Below are 19252 nucleotides of genomic sequence, written 5' to 3'. Positions count from 1 at the left end.
GCATAAAGTGGATGGCGGAGAAATGCCATGGCCTGCATCCGCCAAGGTCGGCGGGTGACGATGAAGACGTGGAGAAGATCGCCGTGCTCGATGCGCTCGGTCTCGATGAGGCCCACACCGCGGTGTACCGGTGCGTTCTGCAGCAGCCCTCGGCGTCGACCGCCGAGATCGCGTCCGCGCTCAGCATGTCGCTGCCGCGCACGCGCCCGATCGTCGCCGAGCTCGAGCGTCTCGGGCTGCTCGCGCGCCAGGCGGCGCGGAGCGACCGGTTCGTGGCGTCCCCGCCGTCGATCTCCCTGCGTCCGCTGCTGCTCGAGCGTGAGCGGGGGCTCACCCGCGCGCACGAGGCGCTCGTCGAGCTGAGCGATCTGTACCGGCGTTCCGCCGAGCAGCGGAGCGTCGCGGACGTCGTGGACGTCGTCATCGGCGACGACGCCGTGCGCCAGCGCGTCGCGCAGCTGCAGGCCGCCTCCGTCGAGCAGGTGCGCGTGCTCGTCCTGCACGAGGTCGCGCTGCTGAGCGGCGAGGAGAACATCGAGGAGGATCGCGCGCTCGCCCGCGGCGTGCGCTACCGCGTGATCGTCGAGAACGCGGTGCTCGAACGCCCGGGCTTCCTCGCCGCGGCACGCGAGATGGCCCAGATCGGTGAGGAGATCCGGGTGCTGCCGACCCTGCCCACGCGCATGTTCATCGCCGACGACCAGATGGCGCTCGTTCCGATGCACTCGCAGGCCGAGGACGAGGGTTTCGGCGCTCTGCTCATTCATCCCAGCGGCCTGCTCGACCTGGTCACCTCGATCTTCGAGGAGTACTGGCGCGCTGCGACAGAGTTCCTCCCGATCGCCGCCGTGCCCACGGTCGAAGACGTCGACAGCGATCTGCTCCGCCTGCTGCTCTTGGGAGTGACGGATGCTGCGGCCGCCGCGCAGCTCGGCATCTCACTGCGCACCGTCCAGCGTCGGGTGGCGGAGCTCATGGACACGGCCGGGGTGACGACCCGCATGCAGCTGGGCGCGGAGGCCGTGCGCCGCCACTGGGTGTGACCCGTCGGCTACCAGCCGTACGCGTTGAACCATTCGCGGCGACGGCGGGTCTCAGCATCCGTCTCGCCCTCGTCCGCGGTGTCATGCGCCGCCAGCCGGCCGTCTTCCAGCGCGATGAACCGGAGGCACACGGGGCACAGCGCTCGGCCGTCGGGGAAGCCGCCGGTGAGCGTCGCCGCGGGCTCGGCCGGCTCGCCGGAGCCTGGGCAGTGCGCGGGATCGGCGCCGGCATCGGTCCACATGATCGTGCGGTGGCGGTGGAGGCCGGGGTGCCCCAGCGGGCGCGTGCAGCGCCGCCCGTCGTTGCGACTGCGGCAGAACCGCACGACGTCGCTCATGGGTGGACCCGCGGCACGTGGCGCGGAACCCACCGCACGAAGGCGAGCGCGCCGACGAGGCCGATCGCGCCCATGAACCCGGTCGCGACGGAGAGGGAGGCGACAGCGGCGATGCCCGACACGAGGAGCGGTGCGACCGCCCCGCCGGCGTCGGTGAGCGTGCGCCACGACCCGAGGAACGGCGCCGGGTCGGCCTTCGGCGCGACGTCGGCGCCGAGGGTGAGGAGGATGCCGCTCGAGAGTCCGTTGCCCACGCCCAGCACGGCGGCGAACATCGCGAACCACATCGCCGCCTGCGGCAGGTCGTGCGTGAACGCGAGCGCGACGAAGCCTGCGCCCATCAGGATCATGGCGGGCAGGGCCGCCCACAGCCGGCCGAACCGGTCCATCACCTGCCCGCTCGCGTAGAAGAGGGCGAAGTCGATGGCGCCGGAGATGCCGACCACGAGCGCGATCGTCTGCGCATCCAGGCCGATCGACACGCCCCACAGCGGGAGCACGACCTGGCGAGCGGAACGGACGGCGGAGAGGGATGCTGCGGCCAGGCCGAGCGTCGACAGCACCCGGCGGTGCCGCCACATCGTGCGGATCACGCCGGTGCCCGGGCCCGAGCCGCCTTCGGCGCGCGGGACACGTCGGAGCGGGATCGAGCCGGTGACCGCCTCGCCGGTGTCCTCGGTGTCGACCGCGTCCTCGTCCGGTTCCGTGCGCGCCGGAGCGAACAGCCGCCGCTCGGGGTCGGGACCGAGGAGCACGAGCAGCACCGTGGCCACGAGGCATCCGCCGAAGAACCAGATCGTGGCGTGCTCGTCGCCGAACAGTGCCAGAAGGCCGGCCGCGACGAACGGTCCGACGAACATCCCGAGGCGGAACGTGCCACCCAGCAGCGACAGTGCGCGGGCGCGGAACGACAGCGGCACGCGCGTCGTCATGAACGAGTGGCGCGCGAGGCCGAAGGCGGCGGCGCAGAAGCCGATGAGGAACACCGCGATCGCGAAGATGCCCAGCGACGGCGCGAGCGCCATGCCGACCACACCGGCGAGCGAGATGAGTCCCGCGATCGCCATCGTGAGGCGCTCGCCGATGCGGGCGACCGCCCAGCCGGCCGGGATGTTGCCGCAGAGCTGGCCGACGACGAGCGCCGAGGCGACGAGCGCGGCGGTGGCGACATCCGCTCCGAGCTGCGCGGCGATGACGGGGATCAGCGGGATGACGGCGCCCTCTCCGAGCGCGAACAGCACGGTGGGTCCGTAGACCATCGGGCCGAACCGCCACAGCACGTCGCGAGCGGTGGGGGAGTCGGCGTGATCGGTCATCGCGTTCCACGTTAGTCTGGAGTGTCATGCTCGACTTCGATCCCTCCGCCGACATCCAGGCCCTGCGTTCCACGTTCGCCGACATCAAGGCCGTGGTCGACGTCGAGGCACTCAACGCCGACATCGCCCGCCTGAGCGAGGAGGCCGGCGCTCCCAATCTGTGGGATGACGTCGAGAAGGCGCAGAAGGTCACCAGCGCCCTCAGCCACCGTCAGGCCGAGCTCAAGCGCATCACCGACGTCGAGCAGCGTCTCGACGATCTCGATGTGCTCGTCGAGCTCGCCAACGAGATGGACGATGAGGACTCCGCCGAGGAGGCGCGTCGCGAGATCGCGGAGCTCGAGGATATCGTCAGCCAGCTCGAGGTGCAGACGCTCCTCGACGGCGAGTACGACGAACGTTCCGCCGTCGTGACGATCCGCTCCGGCGCGGGCGGCGACGACGCGACCGACTTCGCCGAGATGCTTCTCCGCATGTACCTGCGCTGGGCCGAGCGCCACAAGTACCCGGTGAAGGTCATGGACACCTCCTACGCGGAGGGCGCCGGCATCAAGTCGGCGACGTTCGAGATCGACGCCCCCTACGCCTACGGCACACTCTCCGTCGAGGCCGGCACGCACCGACTCGCGCGCATCAGCCCGTTCGGCTCGGCCGACAAGCGCCAGACGTCGTTCGCGGCGGTCGAGGTCATCCCGGTGATGGAGGAGGCCGTCGAGGTCGACATCCCCGAGAACGACCTGCGCGTCGACGTGTTCCGCTCGTCCGGCCCGGGAGGCCAGTCGGTCAACACGACCGATTCGGCCGTGCGCCTCACGCACATCCCGACCGGCATCGTCGTGTCGATGCAGAACGAGAAGTCGCAGATCCAGAACCGCGCAGCCGCGATGCGCGTGCTCCAGACCCGCCTCCTCCTGCTCAAGCGCGAGGAAGAGGCGGCGAAGAAGAAGGAGCTCGCCGGAACGATCACCGCGAGCTGGGGCGACCAGATGCGCTCGTACTTCCTCTACGGCCAGCAGCTCGTCAAGGATCTCCGCACCGGCCACGAGGTGGGCAACCCCGCGATCGTCTTCGACGGCGACCTCGACGGCTTCATCTCTGCAGGCATCCGCTGGCGCAAGCGCAAGGACGACGACGACTGACCTCAGCCGGCGAACCGATGCGCAAACGTTGAGTGTCGCTGGACCGCGCCCGAGGGCATCCGCATAGGCTCGTTAGGCCATGATCCGGTTCGAGAACGTCACGAAGCGCTTTCGCGGCACTTCCAAGCCCGCCCTGAGCGATGTCGATTTCGAGGTGCTGCGCGGGGAGTTCGTCTTCCTCGTCGGCGCGTCGGGATCCGGCAAGTCCTCCTGCCTTCGCCTCATCCTCCGCGAGGAGACACCGTCCGAAGGGCGCGTCGTCGTCCTCGGCCGCGACCTGCGCACGCTGTCGAACCGCAAGGTGCCGTACTTCCGGCGGCACGTCGGGGCGGTGTTCCAGGACTTCCGGCTGCTGCCGACCAAGACCGTGTTCCAGAACGTCGCCTTTACGCTGCAGGTGATCGGGTCGTCCCGCGGCTTCATCCAGCAGGCGGTGCCCGAAGTGCTCGCCCTCGTCGGCCTGGCCGGCAAGGAGAAGAGATTCCCGCATGAGCTCTCCGGCGGTGAGCAGCAGCGCGTCGCGATCGCCCGGGCGCTCGCCAACCGGCCCCAGATCCTGCTGGCCGACGAGCCGACCGGAAACCTGGACCCTGCGACATCCATCGACATCATGCAGCTGCTCGCGCGCATCAATGCGGGCGGCACGACCGTCGTGATGGCCACGCATGAGGCCGGTTTCGTCGACCAGATGCAGCGCCGCGTCATCGAGCTGGTCCACGGCGAGATCGTCCGCGACGAGCGTCACGGCGGCTACGGCGATCGGTCGAGCCTGCCGAGCCTCGCCCCCGAGCCTGAGCGCGGCGCCGCGGCGGTCGCGGCCCTCACCGCGGTGCTCGAGGTGCAGCGCGAGGCCGCCATCGCGGCTGCTGCGGGCCTCGACCCGACCGCGGTGGACGACGACGACGAGCTCGCCGGCACCGACGCGGATGCTGCCCCTGCGGCTTCTTCCCCGGCCGCGGGGGTCGCGGCTGCCGCGGCAGCGGCCGCCGCAGCCGTCGCCGTCACCGCCGCCGAGGCCCAGCAGGCTGAGGGGCTCGCGCGGGCGCTCGATGAGCCCGTCGCGGAGGATCCGGCGCCGGTCGAGGCATCCACGCCCGCGAAGCCCACGCACACGCAGCCCATCCCGCTCGTCGACGCCGTCGAGCTGCAGGTGGAGGAGCTCGGTCTCGCCGACCGGCTCGGCCTCGGCGCCACCGATCCCGACGACGAAGTGGGGCCCACCTCATGAGGTTCGGACTCATCATGTCGGAGGCGTTCACCGGCCTCCGGCGCAACGTCTCGATGGTGGTCTCGGTGGTGCTGGTCACGTTCGTGTCGCTCACGTTCGTCGGTGCGGCGATCCTCATGCAGATGCAGATCGGCACGATGCGCGACTTCTGGGTCGAGCGCGCGCAGGTCGCCGTGTACATGTGCACGAGCATCTCGACGCCCGCCACCTGCTCGAGCGGTGAGGCGACGCCCGAGCAGGTCGAGGAGGTGCGCGCGAAGCTCGAGGGCAGCGCGTTGGCACCGCTCATCCGAGAGCTGACGTTCCTCGACCATCAGCAGGCGTACGACGAGCTGCTCCAGATCGCCGGCGAGGAGAACGCGAGCGTCATCACGCCGGAGCAGGTGAACGAGACCTTCCGCATCACGCTGGTCGATCCGGAGCAGTCGGACGTCATCATCGAGGCGTTCAGCGGCACGCAGGGAGTCGAACTCGTCAACGATCAGATGCAGTATCTCGATCCGCTGTTCTCGGCCCTCACGATCGCGACGTACATCGCGGTCGGCATCGCGGCGCTGATGCTCATCGCAGCGGTGCTGCTGATCGCGACCACGATCCGGCTCTCCGCTTTCGCGCGACGGCGCGAACTCGGGATCATGCGCCTGGTCGGGGCATCCAACCGCTTCATCCAGACACCCTTCATCGTCGAGGGCGTGTTCGCGGCGCTGCTCGGCTCGCTGCTCGCGAGCGCCGCGGTGCTCGCCGGTGTGCACTTCGGCGTCAACAGCTACCTGCGCAATCGCGTCGACTTCGTGACCACCTGGGTCGGCATGGCCGATGCGTGGCTCGTGGTGCCGGTGCTGATCCTCGTCGGGGTGGTCCTCGCAGCACTGTCGGCGAGCTTCGCGATCCGCAGGTGGCTGCGCGCGTGATCGTCGACCCCACAGCAGGGGTAGACTGACAGGCTGCCGTCCGGCGTGGGCGGCGACAGCGAGGAGACATCATGCCCAGGGAACGCGGGGAGAAGGTCGTGGCGACCAATCGTCGCGCGCGACACGAGTACGCGATCGAGAAGACGTACGAGGCCGGACTCGTGCTGACCGGTACCGAGGTGAAGTCGCTGCGCGAAGGCCGTGCGAACCTCTCGGACGGCTACGCGTACATCGACAACGGCGAGGCATACCTGGACGCGGTGCACATCCCTGAGTATTCGCAGGGCCACTGGACGAACCACTCGTCGAAGCGCACGCGCAAGCTGCTCCTCCACAAGGAGGAGATCGTCAAGCTCTCGCACGCCATCTCGGCCGGCGGGTACACGCTGATCCCCTTGAAGCTCTACTTCTCGGACGGCCGCGCCAAGGTCGAGATCGCCGTCGCCAAGGGCAAGCGCGAGTTCGAGAAGCGTCAGACGATCCGCGAGCGTGAAGACAAGCGCGAGGCCGAGCGCGCCATGCGCTCCCGCAACCGCCTCGGCGAGTGACGCCGAGCCCTACGGCACCAGCGGCTCCGCAGTCTCCGTCGCGCCGTGCGCGGCCCGGTCGCTGAACGCCGTCTTCGGGACGAAGCACAGCAGCACCGCGGCGGCCAGCGCCGTCACCCCGCACACCACCCACACGGTGACGTAGCCCGAGAACGATCCGGCGGTCCCCTCGGCCGCGGCGCCGGTCGCGCCGTGAAGCAGGGCGATGCCGAACACGCACGACGCGATGGCGCCGCCGACGGTCTTGACCGAGTTCGTGAGGCCGGTCGCGACACCCGTCTGGGTGGGAGGAGAGGCGGATGCTGCAGCCGCGGGCAGCGCCGCGACCAGGGCTCCGGAGCCGAGGCCGACGACGACCATGTTCACGATGACCTGCGTATAGGAGTCGTGAAACGGCAGGAACATCAGGAACCCGACGCCGACGAGTGTCGCCGCGCCGATCAGGGTGAGCCGCGGGGCGGTGAGCCGCGCGACGAGCGGGAACAGCAGGGCACCCGTGATCATCGCGATGAGGTAGACGCCGATGATGAGCGACGTCTGGAAGCCGGTCGTACCCAGGCCGTACCCGTACACCGACGGATCGGTGCGGGCGAAGGTCGACAACGGCGCCTGCGCGCCGAGCACGCTGACCCCGAACAGGCCGGCGGTGAGGAACACCGGGCCGAGGGCGGGGGAGCGGAACATGCGCACGTCGATGAGCGGATCGTCGTGGCGCAGCTCCCAGAGCACGAACGGCACGACGAGCAGCACGCCGAGCAGCGTGACGAGCCATGCCGTCAGGTCGGCGGGGCCGTTGAGCCGCAGGAGGCTCAGGCCGCCGGTGAAGGCGACGAGCGCGAGCGAGATGAGCACCAGGCCGACGTTGTCGAGGCGGCCGCCGGTGGGCTCGGGCGACTCCTTCACACCGAACAGGATCACGAAGAAGCATGCGACGACGAGCAGCGCCGGCACGAGCAGCACGATCCACAGCGGCAGGCTGTCGATGAGCATGCCGCCGACGAGCGCGCCCGCGATGGCTCCGGTCTCGAGGGCCGCCACGAGGAAGCCGGCCGCGCGCGCGGTGATCGTCGCCCGGCCCTCCATGCGCCGCGACCGCGACCAGATCAGGGCGATCTCGAGCGGCAGCCAGACGACGTAGAAGCCCTGGATGGCCCACGCCGCGAGGAAGACCCCGAACGAGTCGGTGAACGGCAGGACGAGGGATGCCGCAGCGGTGATCGCCGTCGAGATCACCAGCATCCGTTTGTGCCCGACCATGTCGCCGAGCTTCGCGAAGGCCGGAACGACGAGCGCCGACAGCATGAGCTGCGTGCCCTCGAGCCAGTTGACGTCGGCGTCGTGCACGCCGAGGTGACGGGCGATGTCGGTGAGCATGGGCGTGTAGAAGCCCTGGATCACGCCGCTCGTGAACTCGACGAACGCGAGGAAGCCGACGACTCCCGCGAGCGCGCCGATGGTGACGCGTGAGGACATGGCGCTGCGCGTCATCCGTGCTCCTTCGATCGGGCCCCAGTCCCGGTCCTCGAGCAGGTCGGAGGACGGGTGCGAATCACTCTAAGCGCTGCAGCAGGGTGCGATGGAACAGCTCGCCCCTCTCGAGCGCCGCGACCTCGACGCGCTCGTCGACGCCGTGGATCGACGCACGCTGCGCCCTGCTCATCGCGAGCGGTGCGAAGCGGTAGACCGCGGGCGAGAAGCGGTGGAAGTGCCGCGAGTCGGTGGCCGCCATCATCACGTAGGGCACCGTCGCGGCGTCGGGATGCGACGCCCTCACCGCGTCGGCGATCGCGGCGAACTGCGCGTTCTCGGTCGACGACTCCGGCGATGGCCCGTCGCCCTCGAGCACTTCGACTCTCACGTGCCGGTCGGCGACGCGCCTGCGCACGCGCTTCACCGTGCTCTCGACCGATTCGCCGAGCGCGATGCGCAGATTGAGGGTCGCCGACGCCTGCGAGGGCAGCACGTTCGCGGCGGTGCCGCCGGATTGCATTGTGGCGGCGACGGTCGTCCGCACCAGGGCGGCCGGCTCGCCGCCCATCGCGGTGAAGACGCGTGCCGTGAGCCAGGGCGCCCTCGACAGCAGGCGATACAGTGCGCGAGGGATGCCGCCGGTCCGCGCCGCGAAGAGCTCGAGCATGCGCGAGACCGCTGCCGGCGTCCGGGCGGGGAAGGTCCCGGGAGACAGACGCTCGACCGCGCGTGCGATGCGCCGGACAGCGGTGCGTGCCGGGGGAGCGGAGGCGTGCCCGCCCTCGCCGCGCGCGCTGAGCCGGAGCGTCAGCACGCCTTTCTCGCCGACGCCGACCATCGCCGCACTGCCGCGGACGAACGGCAGCGGCGCATCGACGACCGCCCCGCCCTCGTCGAGCACGAGCCAAGGCTCGATCCCGCGATCCCTGAGCGTCTCGGCGATCACGCGGGCCGCACCCCCGAAGGTCTCTTCGTCACCGCCGAAGGACAGATACACGTCGCGCGCGGGCGTGAACCCCGCAGTGAGCAGGTTCTCGACGGCGTCCATCACCACCACCAGCGGCCCCTTGTCGTCGAGCGCGCCGCGGCCGTACACCCAGCCGCCCTCGATCCGCCCTTCGAACGGCGGGTGGGTCCACGCGTCGTTCTCGTCGACGGGCACCACGTCGAAGTGCGCCATGAGCACCGTCGGCTGCGCGGAGACGCGCCCGCGCCACCGGTACAGGATCCCCAGCTCGCCGATCCGCTCGCGCTCGAGGTGCTCGTGGACGAGCGGGTAGAGCTCGACGAGAAGGTCGGCGAAGTCGTCGAACGGACCCTGCCCGCGCTCGGCACGCTCGGCCGAGACGGTGGGCAGCTGGATCATGCGGGACAGCCGGTCGGCGATGCCAGCGCGGGGCCCGCCGTCGGCGCCGCGTTCGGGGCGTTTCGTCTCGCTCGTTCCTCGCTCGCTCAACGAACGGGGGGCGGGGGCACCGCTCATCGGGCGGCGAACCGGGCCTCGACGGCTGCCGAGATCACGATCTCCTCGGGTTGCAGCTGCACGGCAGGCCCACCGCCGGCGTCCGCGGCGAACGACGCCTTCGCCATCAGCATGCGCGGCGCGGGAGCCGCTTCCGGGACGCTCGGCTGCGTCAGCAGCCCCACGTCCGCGAGCTCGACCGCCGTCACGTTCCCCAGTCCGAGCGCTCCGGCATAAGCGGTCGCGCGGGCAACGGCCACGCCGACAGCGTGCGTCGCGACATCGCGCTCCACCGCGGCCTTCGTCTCAGGCGTGAGCTTCCACTCGATCCAGCCCAGCTGCACCCCGTCGCGCTCGGCGACCTCGCCCGCCCACCACGACAGCACGGCGAAGTCGGTGAACGTGACGGAGAAGTCGACGGTGGCGTAGTGCACGGGCGCGAGGCGCTTGCCCTCGTTGTTCCACGGGCGCTCCGACCACACCGATACGCGCTGGCTCGTCCACTCGGTGACGGTGCCCGCGGACTTCCGCGAGGCGAGGTCGTCGCGCACCGGCTCGGTGAGCGCCGCCATGCGCTCGACGACGGCGCCGCGCTCGGGTCCCTCTGCGCGGATGGTCAGATGCGCGATCGCGCGCTCGGGGGCGATGCGGGTCTCGTGCTCCCCGCGGACGGTGATGACGACGTCGCTCATGCTCAGACCCTAACCCGTCACCCGGGTGTCAATCCGGGAAGATCTGCCCCACCGGCAGCCGCTTCTCGGCCTGGAACACATCCTCCGTGCGCCCGTTCGCCCAGTAGGCCGAAAGCGACAGGTCCGCACGCGAGACGCCGAGCTCGAGCAGCAGCGGCCGCAGCGACTTCATCGCGCCGCGCTCGCCGTGCGCGAAGACCTGCACGCGGCCGGCCGGCCAGGCCGCAGCATCCACCGCCGCAACGAGCCGGGTGCCCGGCGCATCGTGGTCCTCGTCGACCCATTCCACGACGGCGCCCGACGGCACCTCCACCCGGTGGGCCGGCGACCGCGTCTCGACGATCGTCGTCACTGAAGCCCCGGTCGGCAGCGCTTCGAGCGCCGACCAGATCGCCGGGATCGCCGACTCGTCGCCGATCAGCACATGGTGGTCCGCGGTGGGATCGGGGGAGTAGCCGCCGCCGGGCGACGACATCGTGAGCCGGTCGCCGGGCTTCGCGTTCGCGGCCCACGGGCCTGCGACCCCGGTGTCGCCGTGGACGACGAAATCGATGTCGATCGTGCGGGCCGCAGCATCCACTCGCCGGATCGTGTACGTGCGAATCGTCGGCAGCTCGTCGAACGACAGTGTTTCGCGCAGTGCGGCGAGGTCATAGGGCGGCTCGAGCGTGCTGCCGGCGGGCGGGAAGTACAGCTTCGCGTACTTGTCGGTCTCGGGCCGGTCGGCGAAGTCGGCGAACTCGTCGCCTCCCAGCGTCACCCGCACGAGGTCCGGCGAGAGCCACGTGCTTCCGATCACGAACAGGGTGGTCTGCGGGCGCGGCTGTCGAGGTGAGGTCACCCTTACATGCTAGGCAACGGATGCTGCGACCCCACCCACCTTCTGCCACACGGGTCTGCGCGGCGCAAGCCCGTCGAGCGCCTCCCATCGCGCTCGTATGGTCGTGATCGTTGGGAATCGACCAAGGAGGGACGAACCGATGTCGCGCAACGTGAGGGTGCTGCACTGCACGCCCGAGGACGTCTTCGAGGTGCTGGGCGACGGCTGGCTCTACCCATCGTGGGTGGTCGGGGCTTCGCGCATGCGCGAAGTCGACGAGACCTGGCCGATGGCCGGTGCCGAGCTGCATCACTCCTTCGGTGTCTGGCCCGCGCTCATCAACGACAAGACGGTGGTCGAGCAATTCGTGACGGGCACGATGATGGTCATGCGGGCGCGGGGTTGGCCGATCGGCGAGGCTCGTGTGACCATCGACGTCAAACCTCGCGGAGACGAGTGCGTCGTACGCATCCAGGAGGAGGCGGTCGCCGGTCCGGGACGGTTCGTGCCCACCGCGCTGATGGACATCGCGCTCCACTGGCGCAACGACGAGACGCTCCATCGCCTCGCGTACCTGGCTGAGGGCATGGCTGCTCGCCGCACCGCTCTGACGACGGCCGAGCAGGAGATGGCCGCGTCGGGTGAGACGCAGCAGTCCGTTGCAGCGCCCGCCGACGATGCGCACGAGCCTGACGAACCGGGGGAGAGCGAGTCGCCGCCGCCCGTGGCCTCGAGCGATGAGGGTGACGCGGAGCAACCGGCGACGCCGCAGGGCGGGGCGCCGCAGACGTGAACGAGAGGCCCCGGCGCGGCGCCACCGAGTTCGATGCCGTGGTCGTGGGGTCCGGTCCCAACGGTCTCGCCGCCGCGGTCACGCTCGCCCGCGCTGGCCTTCGCGTGCGGGTCTACGAACGCGCCGGCCGGCCCGGCGGCGGAGCGGCCACGCGAGAGCTGACGCTGCCGGGTTTTCAGCACGACGTCTGCTCGGCCGTGCACCCGATGGCGTTCGAATCGCGATTCTTCCGTGAGTTCGGACTCCGACAGCGTGTCGAGTTCGTCACCCCCGAGGTCTCGTTCGCGCATCCCCTCCACGAGCGTCATGCCGGCATCGCCTACCGCGATCTCGCCCGAACCGCCGACGCGCTCGGCCCCGATGCCCTCGCCTACCGACGCCTGCTCCGACCGCTCGTCGAGCACTCCAGCCAGGTGGCGGATTTCACCGGGTCTCCGCTGGTGCGCGTGCCCGCGGACCTGCCCACCGCCGTCGCGTTCGGGCTGCGCGCCGTCGAGCAGGGGACCCGCGCCTGGAACGCTCGCTTCCGGGAAGACACGGCCCCCGCCATGTTCACCGGGGTGGCCGCGCACACGATCCTCGCCCAGCCGAGCATCTCCGCCGCCGGCGCCGGGCTGGCGCTCGCCGCCTATGCGCATGCGCGCGGCTGGCCGATTCCTCTCGGCGGCAGCCAGGCCATCATCGACGCGATGGTCGACGACCTGCGCCGGCACGGCGGTGATCTCATCGTCGACCACGAGGTCACCTCGCTCGCAGAGCTGCCCGCCGCCACGGTCACCCTGCTCGACGTCACGCCGAAGGCGCTCATCCGCATCACCGGCGCCGCGATGCCCGACCGCTACCGCCGCAGGATGCAGCGGTTCCGCTACGGCGACGGCGTCGCGAAGGTGGACTTCGCACTGAGCGAGCCGGTGCCGTGGACGCACCCCGAGCTCCGCCGCGCCGGCACCGTGCACGTCGGAGGGACTCGGGCGGAGGTGGCGGATGCGGAGAACCAGGTCAACCGCGGCCGCCTGCCCGAGAACCCCTACGTGCTGGTGTCGCAGCCGTCGCTGTTCGACCCCTCGCGGGCGCCGCAGGGCAAGCACACACTGTGGACGTACACCCACGTGCCCGCGGGCAGCGCCGTCGATCGGCGCGAGGCGGTCATCCGCCAGATCGAGCGCTTCGCGCCGGGCTTCCGCGACACGATCCTCGCGACCAGCTCCCGCACCGCCCGCGAGGTGGAGCGTCACAACCCGAACTACCCGGGCGGCGACATCGCCGCCGGTGCGCCGAGCCTCTGGCAGCTGTTCAGCAGACCGGTCCTGAGCCCCGACCCATGGCGTACGCCGATTCCGGGCGTCTACCTCGCCGGAGCGTCGGCCGCACCCGGCCCGGGTGTCACAGGCCTGCCCGGATGGTTCGCCGCCCTCAGTGCCTTGCGACACGGCTTCGGCAGCCGCGCGCTGCCCGACCTCTCTCCGCGTGGTTGACACGGATCGGCATCGTGCGTCGGGGTGAGGCGAGCCCGGTCCGGCTGTGTCAAGGGGAGTCGTCGATGGACGGATGCCGCCTACTGTCACCGATATGGAGCACCACGACGTGAGTCCCGCCGCCGGCCGATCAGCGAGGTCCGCGCCGTGAGCCCGGCGCAGCGCCCCGAGGTGGTGGTGATCACCGGAGCCTCGAGCGGGATCGGCCGCGAGACCGCCCGCGCGTACGCGCATCGCGGTGCACGTCTCGTGCTGGCCTCGCGCAGCCGTGCGGCGCTCGAGACCGTTGCGGGTGAGTGCCGCGCACTGGGCGCGCGGACCCTCGTCGTTCCCACGGACGTCTCCCGCGAGACGGAGGTCGAGGCGTTGGCCGCGGCGGCCGTCGCCCAGTACGGACGCATCGACGTCTGGGTCGGCAACGCCGGTGTCTTCGCATACGGGAGTTTCGAGGAGTTGCCGGCCGGCGTCTTCCGTCAGGTCGTCGAGACGAACCTCATGGGCCAGATCCATGGGGCTCGCGCCGCATTGCCGTATTTCCGGCGTCAGGGGAAAGGCGCACTGGTCCTCGTCGGTTCGCTGTACTCGCGGGTCGGGTCACCCGCTGTCTCCCCGTACGTCACCGGCAAGTTCGGGCTTCTCGGCTTCGCGGAGTGCCTGCGCCAGGAATTGCGGGGGAGCGGCATACGAGTCCGCATCGTGCTGCCAGCCACGATCGACACCCCGATCTACGGGCACGCCGCCAACGTCACGGGACGACGTGTGCGGCCGCTGCCGCCGACGGCCGCTCCGGCGCGCGTGGCCAGGGCGATCGTGCGCTCCCCGGGACGCCGTCGCTTCGCCGCACCCGTCGGCCGCATGCAGATGTGGGTGATTCCGGTGCATGATCTCGCACCGGGCCTCTACGACCGGATCGCGTCCGTGCTGATGCACCGCGTCGAACTCCACGGCGCCGGGCCCGTGACCCTCGGCACGGTCCTCGAACCGTCGGGCGCGGCGGACCAGACGACCGGCGGATGGCGGTCGAACGGACTCCGTCTCCTCCTCGGCGGGGCGGTCGCGGCGACGCTCGCGGCGCTGGTGGCCGCCCGGCACCGCTAGATGCCGGGGCGGGAAGAGCTCAGCGGAAGCCCTCCGTCTGTGTGCGCTCGTCGGCGACGCGCACCCCGTAGCGATAGGCGAGCTTGCCGCCGAGCCAGCCCGACACCCCCAGGGCGGCCAGTCCCAGGATCGTGAGGACGAACCCGACGACGCTGACCTGGTCTTCGGCTGCCGACAACCGCGCGAGCAGGTTGACGACGAACAGCACCACCACGCCGAGGTTGATCGCCATGTGGATGGTCGCCGTCCGACGGGCCAGGGTGCTGCGGCCGAGCTGCAGGTAGTCGAGGAATCCCCAGATCGCCGCCAGCACGGCGCCGACGAGGCCGATGACGATGAGGATCCACGCCGCGTGGACGTAAGGCTCGGGGTCTTCAGCGAGGAAGCCGATGACGTCGAAGACGAAGCTCGCCACCCAGGCGCCGATCGGGATCGTCACCAGGATGGGGTGGAAGGGGTGCCCGTAGGGCCCGGCGACCGCCGATCGGGGCTGCTTCGCGCGCTGCTGCGGGGTGCTCTGCGACATGGGGATCTCACTCCTCGACGTGGTGGCTCCAGCCGACCATCGCGCGCCGCGTCTGACACGGGCCTTGACAGGAGAGGAGGCAGGTGCCCCGGCGAGGCCCCTCCACTCCGCGTCGTGCAGATCCGGGGCCCCCGGGAATGGCGGGGACGCAGCATCCGTTGTATTCTGTTGTGCTCGGATGCTTCGGTGCCCGAGTCTTGGCAACTCCACAGTGTGACAGCGGCCCTTCGCAAGAAGGACACCTCGAACGAGGCCACGGGGATGATCGGTTTCGACATCGCCTGTGAATCTGCGAGAAGCGGGCCGAGGATGCAGGGTTATCTCGTGAACGCTCCCTGCAAACCAATAACTGCCGAAAAGAAGCAGTCCGACTTCGCCCTCGCTGCCTGAGCAGCGAGCCCGAGTCCGTCAATCCGTGACTGATCCCGTCACGGGTATTGGCGTCATCTAGGGATCTTGCTGCGTGACGTCGCCTGAGCGTCACGCGGGACTCTTCTCAGGATGGGCTTGTCGACTTAGGTGTCTGTGACAAAGGTCGGAGCCGAGTAGAACGCTCGCACAGACTGCGCCCGGAGAATCCGCAGTATCCCAGCGATGGACGGGGGTTCGATTCCCCCCATCTCCACTGCCGTTGTCACAGGAGAGTGCCCGAGACCCGCGGAATCACCGCGGGTCTCGGGCGCTTTTCGTTTGTTCGGCGAGCGCGGTACCACGTGGGTCACGCGGTGACGGCGGTCGCCCGGATGCTGTCCTGCGCTGCAGGCGCCGCGATCAGGCCCCCGAGATCCAGACGGTGGTCTCGCCGGGAAGCTCGCGCCCCTCGAAGTGATGGCTCGAGAGCGACGTCGCGCCGCCGTCGGGCAGCTCGAACGGAGCCTCGCCGAAGTTGGTGAACACCGTCCACCCGTTCGGGCGGCGGAATCCCAGGACGTCGTCACGTCCGGTCTCGATCCACTCGAGCGTCTCGCCCGTCTGAAGGAGCCGGCGCAGCGCCAGCGCCTGACGGTACAGCGCCAGCGTCGAGGCCGGATCCCCGTCCTCGACCGACACCGCGAAATCCGCGAACCACGACGGCTGCGGCAGGTGCGCGCCGCCATCGCCGAAGCCGAACGACGTGCCCGAGGCCGACCACGGCAGGGGGACGCGGCATCCGTCTCGACCGATGTCCTCACCGGGGCTGCGGAAGAACGTCGGGTCCTGGCGGTCGGCGTCGGGGATCGAGGCCACTTCGTGCAGGCCGAGCTCCTCGCCCTGATACACGTACGCCGAACCGGGCAGACCCAGCACGAACAGCGAAGCGGCCCGTGCGCGGCGCAGACCGCGCTCGCGGTCGAGCGACGGCGAGGTTCCTCCCGACAGCAGCCACTCGTTGCCGTGCTTGCGCGTCGGCCGTCCCTTCTCGTCGCGCTCGGCGTCGGGAAGCCCATAGCGCGTGGCGTGGCGCACCACGTCGTGGTTCGACAGCACCCAGGTCGTCGACGAGCCCGACTTCTCGGCGAGCGCGAGGTTCGCGCCGACGATGCGGCGGAACTGGGCGGCGTCGAAGTCCGCCTCGAGCAGATCGAAGTTGAACGCCTGTCCCAGGCTCTCGGCGCGCGCGTAGAGCGGGATGCGCGACGGCTCGACCCACGCCTCGGCGACCGCGGTGCGCGGCGGGTCGTACGAGTCGAACACCTCGCGCCACTCCGCGTACACCTCGTGCACGTCGTCGCGATCGATCATCGGGTGGTTGCCGTCACGGGGCATCGTGTCGAGCTCGGCCTGTGAGGGGAGCGGGTCGACGAAGTCCTTCGTGAGCATGTGCGCGACGTCGATCCGGAAGCCGTCCACGCCGCGGTCCGACCAGAAGCGCAGCGTCTTCACGAAGTCGGCGCGCACCTCGGGGTTCGACCAGTCGAGGTCGGGCTGCTCCACCGCGAAGTTGTGGAAGTACCACTGCCCGTCGGCGACGCGCTCCCACGCCGATCCGCCGAACACCGACACCCAGTCGGCCGGCGGCTCGGACCCGTCCGGTCCCGATCCGTCGCGGAAGATGTACCGCGCGCGAGCAGCCGATCCGCGGCCGGCGGCGAGCGCTTCTTGGAACCACGCGTGCTGATCCGACGTGTGGTTCGGCACGATGTCGACGACGACCTTGATCCCTGCGGCATGCAGCGCCGTCAGCAGCTCGTCGAAGTCGTCGAGTGTGCCGAGGCGCGGGTCGACGTCGCGGTAGTCGGCGACGTCATAGCCGCCGTCGGCGAGCGCCGACGGGTAGAACGGGCTCAGCCAGACCGCGTCGACACCGAGCTCCTTCAGGTACGGCACGCGCGAGGTGATGCCCTTGATGTCGCCGATGCCGTCGCCGTCGGCATCGGCGAAGCTCCGCGGATACACCTGGTACACCACCGCCTGCCGCCACCAGGCGGGCGATTCGAGGTCGTTGAGCTGGGAGGTCAGGGGTGCGGAGTGCACAGTCGTCACGGGGACGCGTTTCCTTTCGAGGTGGTTGTTGCGGGGGAGGAATGGGATGCCGCGGCCTCAGCCCTTCACGGCTCCCTGGGTGACGCCTTCCACGACCCATCGCTGGGTGAAGAGGTAGACGACGATCGCGGGCGCCATCGCCATCAGGTACGAGGCGAACGACACGTTGTAGTTGTTGCTGAACTGCGTCTGGAAGATGTTCTGCACCACCGGCAGCGTCTGCAGCGCCGGGTCGGAGATGATGAGGGACGGCATCATGAAGTCGTTCCACGATGCCAGGAAGGCGAAGATGCCGACAGTGGCGCTCATCGGTGCGAGGAGCGGGAAGATGAGCCGCCAGAACGTCTGGTTGGTGCTCGCGCCGTCGATCCGTGCGCTCTCCTCGAGCTCATGCGGAATCGACCGCAGGAAGGCGGTGAACAGCAGGATGCTGAAGCTCAGCCCGAACATGATCTTCAGGATGATCACGCCGGCCGGATTGTCGAGTCCCGTCAAGCCGGTCAGCTGGATCTGCGGCAGCGCCACCACCGGGAACGGCAGGAACAGCGCCGCGAGCAGGTAGTAGAACGAGTAGCGGAAGAGCTTGTGGTCCCAGTTGCGGGAGATGGCGAAGGCTGCGAGCGCCGCCAGCACGATGGTGCCGGCCACGGTGAACACGGTGATCAGCAGCGAGACCGTGAACGCCCGCGGGAAGTTGGTCAGTTCCCACGCCGCGGTGAATCCCTCGATGCTCCACGGCGTCGGCCAGGTGAAGGCGTTGCCGTCCACGGCCTGCGACTGCGTCTTGAACGCCATCGTGACGGTGACGTACAGCGGTACCAGCACGGTGAGCGCGCAGAGGGCGAGCACGATCGTGCCGGGCCAGTTGACGCGCTCCATCGCGAAGCGCGAACGGGTGGGCTTGCCGGCGGTATCACCGGCGAGCACGCGCTCGGCGGTCATGTCTTCGATGGCGAGGGCGGGCTGCGTGGTCATCAGAACACGTTCCTTCCGCGAGTGAAACGGAGTTGGAGCAGGGCGAGCGCGATCAGGATGACGAAGAAGATCGTCGCGTTCGCCATCTGGTACGCGTAGTCGCCGCCGGAGAAGCCGGTGAAGATCGTCATGGCGATGCTGCGCGTCGCCGTTCCGGGCCCCCCGTTCGTGAGGCCGACGATGATGTCGTAGGCGTTGAGGTAGTCCTTGAAGCCGATGATCACGTTGATCACGACGTAGCCCGCGACGAGCGGCAGCGTGATGCGGAACAGCTGCTGCAGCTTGCCGGCGCCGTCGATGTCGGCCGCCTCATAGACCTCGCCGGGGATCGACAGGAGTCCGGCGATGTAGATGAGGAGGGTTCCGGGGATCGCCTGCCACGCGGTGACCATCGCGATCGCGACCCACGCCAAGTCGGGGTTGGCAAGGATGCTCTCGCTCATCCAGTCGATGCCCCACAGCTGCCCCAGCGCGGGCACGGAGTTGGAGAACAGGAAGTTGAAGACGTAGGCGATGATGATGCCCGAGATCACCATGGGGATGACGAAGATGGTTCGCAGTCCCGTCTTCAGGCGCACCCGGGATACGAGCCCCACCGCCAGCAGGAACGCGAGGATGTTCACCACGATCACCACGACGAAGGCCAGCCAGAACGTGAACAGGTAGCTCTGCAGGATCGCCGGGTCGGTGAAGACGGCGATGTAGTTGATCAGCCCGACGAACTCCCAGTCGCCGAAGCCGATGGAGTTGGTGAAGCTGAAGAAGATGCCGATGATCGCGGGGATCGTGATCGCCAGCGTGAACAGGATCAGCGCGGGCAGGAGGAAGAGGTAGTAGACCCCCTCCACCTTCCGGCGCGTGCGCGGCATCGTCGCCGCACCGGCGCGCCGGCCCGATCTCGGCACCGTGACGGTGGCCGTGGTGGTTGCCATAAGTGCGTTCCCTTCGTGTCGCG

General features: G+C 69.7%; 18 protein-coding genes and 1 other RNA gene. 9 read left to right on the top strand and 10 right to left on the bottom strand.

Translation table 11 applies throughout. The features are described 5' to 3' along the window. Positions 1–68: 68 nt before the first annotated feature. A complete protein-coding gene (locus tag ACFQ7C_RS16620) occupies positions 69–1043 on the top strand; it encodes a transcriptional regulator TrmB (protein ID WP_378903644.1) in 975 nt (324 codons plus the stop codon). Between the two features lie 8 nt (positions 1044–1051). Here ACFQ7C_RS16620 and ACFQ7C_RS16615 read toward each other — a convergent pair whose 3' ends face one another. Together ACFQ7C_RS16615 and ACFQ7C_RS16610 are read right to left on the bottom strand one after the other, a co-directional pair. Continuing rightward, positions 1052–1381 carry a hypothetical protein gene (locus ACFQ7C_RS16615; protein WP_378903641.1) on the bottom strand — a complete coding sequence of 110 codons (330 nt, stop codon included), beginning with the start codon at positions 1379–1381 and terminating at the stop codon, positions 1052–1054. Beyond that, positions 1378–2697 carry an MFS transporter gene (locus tag ACFQ7C_RS16610; protein ID WP_378903639.1) on the bottom strand — a complete coding sequence of 440 codons (1320 nt, stop codon included), beginning with the start codon at positions 2695–2697 and terminating at the stop codon, positions 1378–1380. Before ACFQ7C_RS16610 ends, ACFQ7C_RS16615 begins: the two co-directional genes overlap by 4 nt. Positions 2698–2723: 26 nt before the next feature. Between ACFQ7C_RS16610 and prfB the strand changes: the two genes are divergently transcribed. From prfB to smpB, 4 genes are all read left to right on the top strand, one after another. Further along, positions 2724–3836, top strand: coding sequence for a peptide chain release factor 2 (prfB, locus tag ACFQ7C_RS16605; RefSeq protein ID WP_378903636.1), 1113 nt, complete (start codon positions 2724–2726; stop codon positions 3834–3836). A 79-nt stretch (positions 3837–3915) separates the two neighbouring features. Next, on the top strand, positions 3916–5064 hold the full coding sequence (gene ftsE, locus ACFQ7C_RS16600) for a cell division ATP-binding protein FtsE (protein ID WP_378903633.1): 1149 nt from the start codon (positions 3916–3918) through the stop codon (positions 5062–5064). Then, positions 5061–5975: a permease-like cell division protein FtsX gene (gene ftsX / locus ACFQ7C_RS16595; protein ID WP_378903630.1), complete on the top strand. Its 915-nt coding sequence runs from the start codon at positions 5061–5063 to the stop codon at positions 5973–5975. Before ftsE ends, ftsX begins: the two co-directional genes overlap by 4 nt. 71 nt (positions 5976–6046) lie before the next feature. After that, complete coding sequence (gene smpB, locus ACFQ7C_RS16590; protein ID WP_045296901.1) at positions 6047–6523, top strand: SsrA-binding protein SmpB; 477 nt, start codon at positions 6047–6049, stop codon at positions 6521–6523. A 9-nt stretch (positions 6524–6532) separates the two neighbouring features. Here the strand turns inward: smpB and ACFQ7C_RS16585 are convergent, their stop codons facing one another. From ACFQ7C_RS16585 to ACFQ7C_RS16570, 4 genes are all read right to left on the bottom strand, one after another. Then, positions 6533–8011 (bottom strand): MFS transporter, encoded by a 1479-nt coding sequence (locus tag ACFQ7C_RS16585; protein WP_378903626.1) that lies wholly within the window; start codon positions 8009–8011, stop codon positions 6533–6535. A gap of 61 nt (positions 8012–8072) precedes the next feature. Next, positions 8073–9359: a M20/M25/M40 family metallo-hydrolase gene (locus ACFQ7C_RS16580; protein WP_378903623.1), complete on the bottom strand. Its 1287-nt coding sequence runs from the start codon at positions 9357–9359 to the stop codon at positions 8073–8075. A gap of 113 nt (positions 9360–9472) precedes the next feature. After that, positions 9473–10147 carry an SIMPL domain-containing protein gene (locus ACFQ7C_RS16575; protein ID WP_378903620.1) on the bottom strand — a complete coding sequence of 225 codons (675 nt, stop codon included), beginning with the start codon at positions 10145–10147 and terminating at the stop codon, positions 9473–9475. Between the two features lie 28 nt (positions 10148–10175). Further along, positions 10176–10988, bottom strand: a complete 813-nt coding sequence (locus ACFQ7C_RS16570) for a siderophore-interacting protein (protein WP_378903617.1) — start codon at positions 10986–10988, stop codon at positions 10176–10178. A gap of 139 nt (positions 10989–11127) precedes the next feature. Here ACFQ7C_RS16570 and ACFQ7C_RS16565 point away from each other — a divergent pair, with 139 nt between their 5' ends. The 3 genes from ACFQ7C_RS16565 to ACFQ7C_RS16555 all read left to right on the top strand — a co-directional run bounded on the left by ACFQ7C_RS16565 (position 11128) and on the right by ACFQ7C_RS16555 (position 14333). Further along, positions 11128–11760: an SRPBCC family protein gene (locus ACFQ7C_RS16565; RefSeq protein ID WP_378903614.1), complete on the top strand. Its 633-nt coding sequence runs from the start codon at positions 11128–11130 to the stop codon at positions 11758–11760. After that, the gene (locus ACFQ7C_RS16560) at positions 11757–13235 is read left to right on the top strand and encodes a phytoene desaturase family protein (protein WP_378903611.1); all 1479 of its coding nucleotides are present in this window, start codon (positions 11757–11759) and stop codon (positions 13233–13235) included. Before ACFQ7C_RS16565 ends, ACFQ7C_RS16560 begins: the two co-directional genes overlap by 4 nt. Before the next feature lie 147 nt (positions 13236–13382). Beyond that, complete coding sequence (locus ACFQ7C_RS16555) at positions 13383–14333, top strand: SDR family NAD(P)-dependent oxidoreductase (protein WP_378903609.1); 951 nt, start codon at positions 13383–13385, stop codon at positions 14331–14333. Between the two features lie 19 nt (positions 14334–14352). On the opposite strand, the gene ACFQ7C_RS16550 is transcribed toward ACFQ7C_RS16555, so the two are convergent. Continuing rightward, a complete protein-coding gene (locus ACFQ7C_RS16550; RefSeq protein WP_378903606.1) occupies positions 14353–14859 on the bottom strand; it encodes a DUF2231 domain-containing protein in 507 nt (168 codons plus the stop codon). A 257-nt stretch (positions 14860–15116) separates the two neighbouring features. Between ACFQ7C_RS16550 and ssrA the strand changes: the two genes are divergently transcribed. Then, positions 15117–15487, top strand: a transfer-messenger RNA (tmRNA) gene (ssrA, locus tag ACFQ7C_RS16545). A 143-nt stretch (positions 15488–15630) separates the two neighbouring features. Here the strand turns inward: ssrA and ACFQ7C_RS16540 are convergent. The 3 genes from ACFQ7C_RS16540 to ACFQ7C_RS16530 are packed head-to-tail and all read right to left on the bottom strand — an operon-like array spanning position 15631 to position 19166. Further along, on the bottom strand, positions 15631–17322 hold the full coding sequence (locus ACFQ7C_RS16540) for a glycoside hydrolase family 13 protein (protein ID WP_378903603.1): 1692 nt from the start codon (positions 17320–17322) through the stop codon (positions 15631–15633). A gap of 57 nt (positions 17323–17379) precedes the next feature. Continuing rightward, positions 17380–18297: a carbohydrate ABC transporter permease gene (locus ACFQ7C_RS16535; protein WP_378903600.1), complete on the bottom strand. Its 918-nt coding sequence runs from the start codon at positions 18295–18297 to the stop codon at positions 17380–17382. After that, the gene (locus tag ACFQ7C_RS16530) at positions 18297–19166 is read right to left on the bottom strand and encodes a carbohydrate ABC transporter permease (RefSeq protein ID WP_378903816.1); all 870 of its coding nucleotides are present in this window, start codon (positions 19164–19166) and stop codon (positions 18297–18299) included. The genes ACFQ7C_RS16535 and ACFQ7C_RS16530 overlap by 1 nt, the downstream gene beginning before the upstream one ends. Between the last annotated feature and the right edge of the window lie 86 nt (positions 19167–19252).

This window comes from Microbacterium sp. NPDC056569 (assembly GCF_042793475.1).
Classification (GTDB): domain Bacteria; phylum Actinomycetota; class Actinomycetes; order Actinomycetales; family Microbacteriaceae; genus Microbacterium.
Note: the sequence above shows the minus strand (reverse complement) of the source record. Positions and strands in the feature narration are given on the sequence as shown.

Excerpts from the sequence above, each read along its gene's own strand:
- ACFQ7C_RS16530 (WP_378903816.1), bottom strand. The coding sequence starts at position 19,166 with ATGCCGCGCACGCGCCGGAAGGTGGAGGGGGTCTACTACCTCTTCCTC.
- ACFQ7C_RS16565 (WP_378903614.1), top strand. The coding sequence starts at position 11,128 with ATGTCGCGCAACGTGAGGGTGCTGCACTGCACGCCCGAGGACGTCTTC.
- smpB (WP_045296901.1), top strand. The coding sequence starts at position 6,047 with ATGCCCAGGGAACGCGGGGAGAAGGTCGTGGCGACCAATCGTCGCGCG.
- ACFQ7C_RS16575 (WP_378903620.1), bottom strand. The coding sequence starts at position 10,147 with ATGAGCGACGTCGTCATCACCGTCCGCGGGGAGCACGAGACCCGCATC.
- prfB (WP_378903636.1), top strand. The coding sequence starts at position 2,724 with ATGCTCGACTTCGATCCCTCCGCCGACATCCAGGCCCTGCGTTCCACG.
- ACFQ7C_RS16580 (WP_378903623.1), bottom strand. The coding sequence starts at position 9,359 with ATGATCCAGCTGCCCACCGTCTCGGCCGAGCGTGCCGAGCGCGGGCAG.
- ftsX (WP_378903630.1), top strand. The coding sequence starts at position 5,061 with ATGAGGTTCGGACTCATCATGTCGGAGGCGTTCACCGGCCTCCGGCGC.
- ACFQ7C_RS16535 (WP_378903600.1), bottom strand. The coding sequence starts at position 18,297 with ATGACCACGCAGCCCGCCCTCGCCATCGAAGACATGACCGCCGAGCGC.
- ACFQ7C_RS16585 (WP_378903626.1), bottom strand. The coding sequence starts at position 8,011 with ATGACGCGCAGCGCCATGTCCTCACGCGTCACCATCGGCGCGCTCGCG.
- ACFQ7C_RS16610 (WP_378903639.1), bottom strand. The coding sequence starts at position 2,697 with ATGACCGATCACGCCGACTCCCCCACCGCTCGCGACGTGCTGTGGCGG.
- ACFQ7C_RS16615 (WP_378903641.1), bottom strand. The coding sequence starts at position 1,381 with ATGAGCGACGTCGTGCGGTTCTGCCGCAGTCGCAACGACGGGCGGCGC.
- ftsE (WP_378903633.1), top strand. The coding sequence starts at position 3,916 with ATGATCCGGTTCGAGAACGTCACGAAGCGCTTTCGCGGCACTTCCAAG.
- ACFQ7C_RS16550 (WP_378903606.1), bottom strand. The coding sequence starts at position 14,859 with ATGTCGCAGAGCACCCCGCAGCAGCGCGCGAAGCAGCCCCGATCGGCG.